Annotated in this window: 11 protein-coding genes; 9 read left to right on the forward strand and 2 right to left on the reverse strand. The window is 35.3% G+C overall.

Features of this window, described 5'->3' with window-relative positions:
* Positions 1-417: 417 nt before the first annotated feature.
* From ACOX6R_RS05630 to ACOX6R_RS05670, 9 genes are all read left to right on the forward strand, one after another.
* Positions 418-1,107, forward strand: a complete 690-nt coding sequence (locus tag ACOX6R_RS05630; protein WP_433448153.1) for an ATP-binding protein — start codon at positions 418-420, stop codon at positions 1,105-1,107.
* A gap of 10 nt (positions 1,108-1,117) precedes the next feature.
* Positions 1,118-1,342 carry a 4Fe-4S binding protein gene (locus tag ACOX6R_RS05635; RefSeq protein ID WP_433448156.1) on the forward strand — a complete coding sequence of 75 codons (225 nt, stop codon included), beginning with the start codon at positions 1,118-1,120 and terminating at the stop codon, positions 1,340-1,342.
* A 5-nt stretch (positions 1,343-1,347) separates the two neighbouring features.
* Complete coding sequence (locus ACOX6R_RS05640) at positions 1,348-2,412, forward strand: 3-methyl-2-oxobutanoate dehydrogenase subunit VorB (RefSeq protein ID WP_433448158.1); 1,065 nt, start codon at positions 1,348-1,350, stop codon at positions 2,410-2,412.
* Positions 2,412-3,164: a thiamine pyrophosphate-dependent enzyme gene (locus tag ACOX6R_RS05645; protein WP_433448160.1), complete on the forward strand. Its 753-nt coding sequence runs from the start codon at positions 2,412-2,414 to the stop codon at positions 3,162-3,164. Before ACOX6R_RS05640 ends, ACOX6R_RS05645 begins: the two co-directional genes overlap by 1 nt.
* A complete protein-coding gene (locus ACOX6R_RS05650; protein ID WP_433448162.1) occupies positions 3,164-4,366 on the forward strand; it encodes a 2-oxoacid:acceptor oxidoreductase family protein in 1,203 nt (400 codons plus the stop codon). Before ACOX6R_RS05645 ends, ACOX6R_RS05650 begins: the two co-directional genes overlap by 1 nt.
* 474 nt (positions 4,367-4,840) lie before the next feature.
* Entirely contained in the window at positions 4,841-6,088 is a 1,248-nt protein-coding gene (locus ACOX6R_RS05655; protein ID WP_433448164.1) for an ABC transporter ATP-binding protein, read from the forward strand.
* Complete coding sequence (locus tag ACOX6R_RS05660) at positions 6,081-6,716, forward strand: ABC transporter permease (RefSeq protein ID WP_433448166.1); 636 nt, start codon at positions 6,081-6,083, stop codon at positions 6,714-6,716. Before ACOX6R_RS05655 ends, ACOX6R_RS05660 begins: the two co-directional genes overlap by 8 nt.
* Positions 6,716-7,681 carry an osmoprotectant ABC transporter substrate-binding protein gene (locus tag ACOX6R_RS05665; RefSeq protein ID WP_433448168.1) on the forward strand — a complete coding sequence of 322 codons (966 nt, stop codon included), beginning with the start codon at positions 6,716-6,718 and terminating at the stop codon, positions 7,679-7,681. The genes ACOX6R_RS05660 and ACOX6R_RS05665 overlap by 1 nt, the downstream gene beginning before the upstream one ends.
* Positions 7,681-8,325: an ABC transporter permease gene (locus ACOX6R_RS05670; RefSeq protein WP_433448170.1), complete on the forward strand. Its 645-nt coding sequence runs from the start codon at positions 7,681-7,683 to the stop codon at positions 8,323-8,325. Before ACOX6R_RS05665 ends, ACOX6R_RS05670 begins: the two co-directional genes overlap by 1 nt.
* 245 nt (positions 8,326-8,570) lie before the next feature.
* Here ACOX6R_RS05670 and ACOX6R_RS05675 read toward each other — a convergent pair whose 3' ends face one another.
* Positions 8,571-8,927, reverse strand: a complete 357-nt coding sequence (locus tag ACOX6R_RS05675) for a hypothetical protein (RefSeq protein ID WP_433448172.1) — start codon at positions 8,925-8,927, stop codon at positions 8,571-8,573.
* A 136-nt stretch (positions 8,928-9,063) separates the two neighbouring features.
* Positions 9,064-10,293: a sodium/glutamate symporter gene (locus ACOX6R_RS05680; RefSeq protein ID WP_433448174.1), complete on the reverse strand. Its 1,230-nt coding sequence runs from the start codon at positions 10,291-10,293 to the stop codon at positions 9,064-9,066.
* Positions 10,294-10,381 lie beyond the last annotated feature (88 nt).

Genomic DNA, 10,381 nt, shown 5'->3' on the forward strand with positions numbered 1-10,381 from the left:
GAAGATGATGCAAATTAAAAAACAAGGATACGTTGCAGAAAAAATATTAGAAGACTAAGAAAATAATATTAAATCGTATGAAGATTAAGAATACAAAAATAAAATTAAGTGAAGATTAAAAATAAAATTAAACTATGCACGGACAAAAAAATAAAATTTAAATTTTTGCGACTGCTAAGTGATTAAACATTCTCGTGTAAAGGTTATCAAGAATTTTATAAAAAAAGACATGAGATGTATAAATTTTTAAATTAAAAAATAAAAAATTTAAGCTTTAAATTGAGGTATTTTCTAATTTTTTAAAATTTCAAGAAAATATTTTTTAAAAGCATGTGAATATTAAAATGGTTTGCATTTGTTTTCAAATTAACAATATTAGTGTATAATAATCTATAGAGTTATTGATAGGAGGTAGAAATGTACGCCGAAGTAGAAACTGGAAATAGAATAAAAATTATCACAGGACATTTTGGCAGTGGCAAGACAGAGTTTTCTATTAATTACGCACTCTACTTGCGCAAATATTTTGACAAAGTCGCTGCGATAGATTTAGATATTATAAACACATATTTTAGAATAAGGGAGCAAATGGATTTTCTTTCTGAGAAGGGGATTGAATCTTTCTCTTCAAGTGTAAAGGGCAATGCTCTAGATATACCAGCAGTTGATCCTGCAATTGTAAAGCCTCTTGAAAATGAGGAGTACATGGCAGTTTTAGATGTTGGAGGAAATCCAAAGGGATCACTTTCTCTAGGAAGATATAGAGACATACTTAGAGAAAATGGGTATGACCACTATTTTGTTATAAATAGAAACAGACCAGAGACAGAAGATTTTAAATCTGTAAGAGAATTTATTGGTCAAATGGAAGGTCATTCTCAAACGAAAATTACCGGAATTATCAATACAACTCACATGTTAAAAGAGACTACAGTTGATGACATACTATATGGAGATGAGCTAGCAAGAGAAGTTTCAGAAAAATTAAATCTACCATATGTCTACTCAGTCTGTATTAGAGATATAGAAAAAGAGGTGAGAAAGAGAGATATTGGTGCAGAAATTTTTCCAATAGACTTATATTTTAGAAAAGATTGGATGTTATAGGAGGTATAATATGGCTAAAGGAAGAGTTGAGTTCGAAGAAAACAGATGCAAAGGTTGCGGACTATGTGTGACAGTTTGTCCAAAAAATGTTATTGAAATTAATAAAGATGTTATTAACGTAAAGGGCTACTCACCTGCACACGCAGCAAGACCAGAAGATTGCATAGCTTGTCAAAATTGTGCAATCACATGCCCAGATTCAGTTATATCAGTTTATAAATTTCTTAAGGAGTGAAGAATATGGCAAAAGTACTTATGAAAGGAAATGAAGCAGTAGGAGCAGCAGCTATAGAAGCAGGTTGCAAACACTTTTTCGGTTATCCTATAACTCCTCAATCTGAAGTTCCAGAATACTTAGCAAGAGAACTTCCTAAGATTGACGGATGTTTTTTACAAGCAGAATCAGAAGTAGCTGCAATTAATATGCTATACGGTGCAGCAGGTGCAGGTGCAAGAGTAATGACATCTTCATCATCACCAGGAGTTTCACTAATGCAAGAAGGTATTTCTTATATGGCAGGTGCAGAACTTCCATGTGTAATAGTTAACATGATGAGAGGTGGCCCAGGACTTGGATCAATTCAACCATCTCAAACAGACTATTTCCAATCAACTAGAGGCGGAGGAAACGGAGACTACAGAACAATAACTCTTGCTCCATCTTCAGTACAAGAATTAGTTGACTTAGTAATACTTGGATTTGACCTTGCAGATAAATATAGAAACCCTGTTGTACTTATGAGTGACGGTGTATTGGGACAAATGATGGAACCAGTTGACTTCTCACTTGCTAAGAAAGCAGAAATTCCTACAAAAGACTGGGCAACTAACGGCAAAGGAAACCACCCAGGTGAAAGAAACATAATAAACTCAATTTATCTATCTGCAGAAGAACTAGAAGCTCACAACAAAAAACTTATGGCAAAATATAAAGAAATTTGCGAAAACGAAGTTAGAGTTGATGTAGAAAATATAGAAGATGCAGATCTAGTAATAAATGCCTATGGAACAACAGCAAGAATTGCAAAAACAGCAATCGAAGCTCTAAGAGAAGAAGGATACAAAGTTGGATTAATTAGACCAATAACTTGCTGGCCATATCCATACGACGCTTTCAAGGACATAAATCCAGAATGTAAAGACGTATTAGTATGCGAAATGAACCAAGGACAAATGATAGATGACGCAAAGATTGCAGTTGAAGGAAGACAAAAAATCCACTTCTTCGGCAGACAAGGTGGGGTAATCCCAACTGTTGAAGAAATAAAAGAAGCTGCTCTTGAAATATTAGGAGGTCTTAAATAATGGAAAATACTAACGAACAAGTACTTTATAAATATTCAGAAGGCCTAACAAGACTTGAAACTCACTATTGCCCAGGTTGTACACACGGAGTAATCCACAAACTTGTGGCAGAATGTTTGGTAGAACTTGGAGTTCTTGACGACACAATAGGAGTTGCTCCAGTAGGATGTGCAGTACTTGCATATAAATACTTTAACTGCGATATGCACGAAGCTGCTCACGGAAGAGCACCTGCAGTAGCAACAGGAATCAAAAGAGTTCACCCAGATAAATTCGTATTCACATACCAAGGAGATGGAGACTTAGCATCAATTGGTACAGCTGAAATAGTACAAGCTGCACACAGAGGCGAAAACATCTCAACAATTTTCGTAAACAACGCAATTTACGGTATGACTGGTGGACAAATGGCTCCAACAACATTAGTAGGACAAGTAACAACAACTTCTCCTTACGGAAGAGACGAAGCATGGGCTGGTAAACCAATTAGAATCAGTGAAATGCTTGCAACAATTGACGGAGCAAAATTTGTAGAAAGAGTATCAGTAGACACACCTGCAAATATCAGAAAAGCTAAAAAAGCAATTAAAGAATGTTTTGAACTTCAATTAACTGGAAAAGGATTTGGAATAGTAGAAGTATTATCAAGCTGTCCAACTAACTGGGGACTACCTCCAGCAGATGCACTTGCATGGTTAAGAGACAATATGATTCCTTACTATCCACTTGGAAACTTTAGGAGGGATAAATAATGACTACTAGAAATATAATTGCAGCAGGATTTGGTGGACAAGGCATTATGGCCATGGGCCAACTAATCAGCTACGCTGGTATGTTAGAAGGTAAACACGTATCTTGGCTTCCAAGTTATGGACCAGAAATGCGTGGAGGATCAGCAAACTGCTCTGTAGTAGTATCATCTGAACCAGTAGGTTCCCCTGTAATCTCTCAAGCAACAGATGTAGTAGTAATGAACGGACCATCTCTTGAAAAATTCGAAAAGAATGTTGAACCAGGTGGAAACCTATTTATCAACTCTTCACTTTGCAAAGTAGAACCAACAAGAGACGACATAAATATATTCACAATTCCAGTATCAGATCTTGCAAATCACGTAGGAAACCCAAAAGTTGCAAACATGATTATGCTTGGAGCATTTTTGGCAGTAACTGATTTAGTAAAACTTGAATCAGTAGTAAAAGCATTTACAAAAGTTTATGGAGACTCAAAGAAAAAACTACTTCCAATAAACGAAAAAGCACTAGACACAGGAATTGATGCAGTAAAATCTGCAGGTTGCGTTGGTGGAGTATGCCATATAGAATTTGACAAGACTAACACAGAAGTTAAATCAGAATACTCAAGACAAAGAAGTGCAAACATAGAACTATCTACATCAGACATCGAAGATATAGATTACCTAAAGAGCATTTCAAAATACACAGAAGAAGACGACGAAAAAATATTCGACAACGACCTTTCTATAGTTGAAGAAGCACTAAGACTTGAAAATGAATCTATAAAATACTATGACAAAGCAGCAGAAATGCTAGAAGGCGACATAGCAGCAGAAACATTTAAATCACTTTCTCACCAATCAGATGAGCACGTATCTTATCTAGAAGGACTAAAGACTCAAATAAAAGACGAAGAAGAAGTATCCTTTGGCGAAAAAGTAAAAGAAGCACTTACAAAGAAAAAAGAATATGATTGGGGTAAAGTTGACGTAGAAAAAGTAAGACTTGCACTAAATGTATTCGCAATCGGAATTGACATCAAGAACCAATCAATTAAATTCTACAAAAAAGCAGCTGAAAAATCATCACTTGAAGAAGCTAAAAAATTATACGACGAATTAGCATATTGGGAAGATTTCCAACTTGGACAACTAAGAGGCCAATATGAAGTATATAGAGACGAGTGGTGGGCTGACCAAATGTTCTCAAGATCTTAATAGATTTTGAATAAGTAAAACAAAAAACATCCTACAAGAAATTGTGGGATGTTTTTTGTATTTAATGTTTTTTTACTCTGATTTGTATTTATTCGGCTTTGTAGAATATATTTCGTTTTATTAAAATCTTATAGTTACAAAACAATCCTGCATTCTTTTAACTTTGCATTAAAAATTATTTAAAAATATTAAGCTCTACTTTTTTAAAATTTTACAATTCACAAGCTTATTTTTTGTTAAGTAGTTGGCAAAGCCTTGAAGTAGGGTATAGATTATTGTAAGAATGTATTAAATTTTACACAGTATAATTTAAATTTATTTTTTTATTTTAACAGCGCGTGAATTAATTGTTTATTTTACTTAGCCAGCGAATATAAAGATAGGCAAATTAGCACTTATTTGAAAGGGGAGTTGTGTTTAGATATAATTATTAGTGAGAAAATCGGAAATCCACTTATGAAAGGGGAAATTGAATTGATAGAGTTTAAGAATGTTAGCAAGGTTTATCCTGGCAACAATGTGGCTGCAAAAGATATTAACTTGAAGTTTAAGGACGGAGAATTTATTTGCTTTATCGGCGCCAGTGGTTCGGGAAAAACTACTTGTATGAGAATGATAAATAGAATGAACGATATTACTTCTGGAGATATTTTAATCAACGGCGTAAACATTAAGGACATGGACGCAGTAAGTCTTAGACGCCAAATTGGTTATGTAATTCAACAGATAGGTCTACTTCCGCACATGACTGTATATGACAACATAGTTCTTGTGCCGAGGCTTTTAAAATGGGACGAAGATAAGTTGAGGCCAATTGCCGAGAATTTGATTAAAAAGGTTGATTTGCCTGTAACTTACCTTGACAAATATCCTTCTGAGCTATCTGGTGGACAGCAACAGAGAATTGGCGTTATAAGAGCTCTTGCGGCAGACCAAGACATAATTTTAATGGACGAGCCTTTTGGAGCACTTGACCCTATTACTCGTGACGCACTGCAAAAACTTGTAAAGAAGCTTCAACGTGAAATGGGAAAGACTATAGTCTTTGTATCTCACGATATGGACGAGGCGCTAAATCTTGCCGATAGAATTGTAATAATGCAAAAGGGCGAGGTTGTGCAGTTTGATACGCCAGAAAATATTTTAAAAAATCCTGCCAACGACTACGTAAAGGGAATGCTCGGTGAAGAAAAGCTAAACGAAGCAAAGACTTCTTATGAGACTGTAGATAAAATAATGCTTAGAAATCCAGTATCGCTTACATCAGATAGATCTACTTACGACGCTCTTGCCATGATGAGAAAGATGAGAGTTGATACAATTTTTGTTGTGGACGAAGAAAATCATCTATTGGGGCAAGTTGGCATGTTCGATGTGCAAAGATATGGTAAAAATATTAAGTCCCTAGAAGATGTTCTATTAAAAGCTTACGAAATTCGCGAAGACACAATTATTATGAATGCCATAAGGGACATTTACAATTTGGACATAAAAAATCTTCCAGTAGTCGACAGTGAAAATAAACTTGTGGGCCTTGTAACTCGTGCGACAGTCGTTGATACGATTTACCAAAACCTTTGGGGAGCAGATGACGATGAAGAGGAAGAAGAAAAGTTCGAAGAGGACAACTTGTCAGAACTTATGCATGAGGCATCTGGAGATAGCAACTCTAAAATAGGAAATTCATCTCACTCAAAAAAGCAAGGTGAGAAGAATGATTGATTTTTTAATTGAAAACAATGCGGAGCTTTTGCAAAAATGTTTTGAACATTTATATATTTCTTCAATTTCACTTTTGCTCGGCGTAATTGTCGCCGTGCCAATTGGAATACTTTTGACAAAATCAAGGGTTGTGGCAAAAGTTGTTATGATAATTGCATCAATTCTTCAAACTGTTCCATCTTTTGCACTTTTGGCTCTCATGATACCGCTCTTTGGAGTAGGTGTTAAGCCTGCCATAGTTGCACTTTTTATCTATTCTCTACTTCCAATTATGAGAAATACTTATCTTGGGATAGATGGAGTGGATAAGGGTCTTATGGATGCGGCAAAGGGTATGGGAATGACGAGCAGTCAGATTCTAAAAAAAGTCCAAATTCCAATGGCAATGCCCGTCATAATGAGTGGAATTAGACTATCTGCTGTCTATGTACTTGCTTGGGCAACTCTTGCTTCATATATTGGAGCGGGTGGACTTGGAGATTATATTTTTAACGGACTTGACAATGCGATTATGCCAATGGTTGTTTGGGGAACAATTCCCGTTACGCTTATTGCCATATTAATCGACATCATTCTTGGGAAAGTGGAAAAGAAACTCACTCCAAATAAGACAAGCGAGGTGGCATAATGAAGTTTAAGAAAAGTTTTATAATAATTTTATTAACTCTTGTTATGCTATTAACTTCTTGCACATTGCCTGGAATTGGAGCGGACACAAAAAACGACGTAGTAATTGCTTCAGGCTCTAATACAGAGAAGCTAATACTTGGAGAGATCGTCGCTCAAAAGATAAAGCATGACACAGACCTAAAGGTCTCCATGATTCCAAACTTATCTTCTTCTATACTAAATCACATTGCAATGCTTAAGGGCGATGTCAATGTTGTTGGAGGAATGTACACAGGAACTGCCCTTACGGGAGAACTTGGAATGGATCCAATTAAGGACCCTGATGAGGCAATGAAAGTTGTACAAGATGAATATTACAAACGCTGGAACAGACTTTGGTATCCATCTTTTGGATTTGCAAATACCTATGCATTTATGGTAACAAAAGAATTTGCCGAAGAGCATGATCTTAAAAAAGTATCTGACCTTGAAAAGTTAAAGGGTGATTTAAAAGTCGGCGTTGACACTGCATGGATAACTAGAAAGGGAGACGGCTACAAGGCATTCCAAGAGCTTTATGGATTTAAGTTTGAAGATATCTATCCAATGCAAATAGGACTTGTTTATACAGCTCTTGCTACAAAAGAGATGGACGTTGTACTTGGTTATTCGACAGATGGAAAGATTGCATCTTATGACTTGGTACTGCTTGAGGATGACAAAAAATTATTCCCACCATATGACTGTTCGCCAGTTGCTTCAGTTGAAATTGCAAGAAAGTATCCTGAAGTAAACGAGTCAATAATGTCACTTGTTGGGCAAATTTCTACAGAAACTATGCAAGAGTTAAATAGACGTGCCGATGAGGACTTAGTTGAACCATCTGAAGTTGCTAAGGACTTCTTGGAAGAGAATAATTATTTTGACAATGTAAAGATAGATAAGAACGACAAAATATTTGACAGGATTAAGGAGGGAAAATAATGCAAGGTGTATTTTTATATTATTCACAAAACGGCAGCTATGTATTTTCCCAATTTATAAGACACTTCTTGATATCAGTTTATGGAGTGCTCTTTGCAGCAGTTGTTGCAATTCCGCTTGGATTTTTTATAGCTAGAAGGTACAAGCTTTCTTCTGTAATTATTGGAATTGCAAATGTACTTCAGACAATTCCTTCACTTGCCATGCTTGCGATACTGATGTTTGCAATAGGAACGGGACCAAATACTGTAATCTTTTCGGTATTTTTGTACTCAATTCTTCCAATTTTAAAAAACACAGTGGCAGGGATAAATTCAGTTTCTCCATCTCTTGTTGATGCTGCGACTGGAATGGGAATGACTAGATCTCAGATTATGAGAAAGGTTGAGTTTCCTCTTGCTGTTTCAATAATAATGGGTGGAATTAGAAACGCCCTTGTAGTTGCAATTGGTGTCACTGCCGTTGGAACATTTATTGGAGCAGGCGGACTTGGCGATATAATCACAAGGGGAATCACTGTTGCAAATGGTGGCCCAATAATTATTGCAGGAGCAATACCGACTGCACTTATGGCAGTTCTTGCTGACTTAATTCTTGGAGCCATAGAAAATAAATTAAAACCTAAGACTTATACAAAAGTATAAAAATTAAGACCTACAAGCGTAGGGCTAAGACTCTTGACAAAGCTCAAGAAATCTTATCTCATTACAGAAATTGGGAAATTCATACTTTCATAAATCTGAAAAGCGCAAACTCACTTCGTTCGAACAGTGCGTTTTTCGGTCGATTTATTTCAAGTTGAACTTCCTACAATTTCTTCCATAGGATAAGATTTCTTTAGAGCTTTTTTATTTTGTAATCAGCATGGGACCTACAAGCGTAGGTCTTTTTATATGCTCTTTATTGTGTAACTTGTGTAGAAACCAAATATTATTCCAAGTATTAGCGGTATATAAAATGAAAAATTATAAAGGGATAGATAGATCCAAAATATTTGGGGGATGAATAAAAATATAAGTAAGTAAGAGAGATGTCCATTATTTTTAAATAGGCGCGGCAAAAATATTAAAAATCCCAATAGAAAGGGAACTAAAATTTTAATATTTATTACTGCAAAGAATGTATAAATTTCTGGCATTTCACCAATGCTTAAAAATAAAATTCCGCTAATTAGATAGATTAGAAATACTACAGTAGCTTTATCTCTATCATTTTTATTGTAAAAGTTTATTATGTATTTATTCATAAAAGCCTCTTCTTTATAATTTATAAATATATTCTACACTAATAAATATAATATTTGATAAGAGTTTTAAATATTTTTTGGTGGAAATAAAAAAAGCCGAGCTTATTTTACAAAGCTACGGCTATTTTTAATTATTTTATACCATTCCAGCTGCGATATTTAAGAATGTTGTGATTATAAATGCATTTGTCAAGTTGTTGATAAATCCACCGATTACTGGAACTACGAAAAATGCAATTTGTGAAAATCTATACTTGTCGCAAACTGTCTTCATAGTTGTCATTGATACTGGAACGGCACCTGTACCAAAGCCAAGGTGACCTACTGCCATAACTGCGGCGTCGTAGTTTTTGCCAAGGGCTCTGAATGTGATGAAGTATGTGAACAGTAGAATAAATATTATTTGAGCAACTAGTAGAATTATTAAACTAAATCCTAGTCCTGCAAGTTGCCACAACTTCATAGTTACAATTGACATTGCAACGAATAGTGCAAGTGAAAAATCTCCAACAATATCAAGTGATTCGATAAGAGCATCGTCTGCCTTTTTAGTTTTGTCAAGATAAACTCTTACTAAAATACCACCAAGCATTGCGCACACGTGAATTGGAATGCTTATGTTGTATTTTGACAAGAAATGTTCCAAGATAAGGAAGATTACTTGACCGATACCACATGCAGTTACAAGAAGTAGAACTGCTGACATCATGTTTGATCTGTTTACAAAAATTTCTTGAGCTTTTTCGTTCATGGACATATCTTTAATTTGAACAGTTTCATTTTCGAAGCCGTGTTTTTTGATAACGAAGTTACCAAAAGGTCCACCAAGAAGAGAACCAGCGATAAGTCCAAAAGTTGCAGATGCAATGGCAACTTCCATAGCAGCCTCAGGTGCTCCAAGTTTAATTGCAACTGGTGCAAAACTTGCTGCGTTTCCGTGTCCACCTGATAGTGGAATTGATCCTGTCATCATTGAGATTAGCGGATTGACATTAAGTGCATTTCCAACACCTAGCGCCAAGGCGTTTTGACCGATAGATAAAAGTGCTGCGATTACTACAAATATTAAAACGAGCTTGCCACCTTTTTTGAGTAGCGACATACTTGCAGCAGTACCACTTGCAGCAAAGAATAAACAATAAAATAGCGTATTGACTGTTTGAAAATCAAAGTTTGGTTCAATTATATTGGCATAGTATAGAATCATTGTGATTATAGAAATGATTGTTCCACCTACAACGGGCGCTGGCAAACAATATTTCTTTAAAACTGGGAACTTATCTCTTAAAAAGTCTCCAATATAAATGCCAATTACAGCCAAAAATAGAGTTTCGAACATTCCGAACTCGACTACAATTCTTTCCATATTTTTCCTCCCTTTTAAAATACATAATCAATGGTAAATTAACTGATAAATAATTTCAAATAAATTCGAGAAATAATACAATTAATTA

Source organism: Peptoniphilus sp. (assembly GCF_050943655.1).
Taxonomy (GTDB): domain Bacteria; phylum Bacillota; class Clostridia; order Tissierellales; family Peptoniphilaceae; genus Peptoniphilus_A.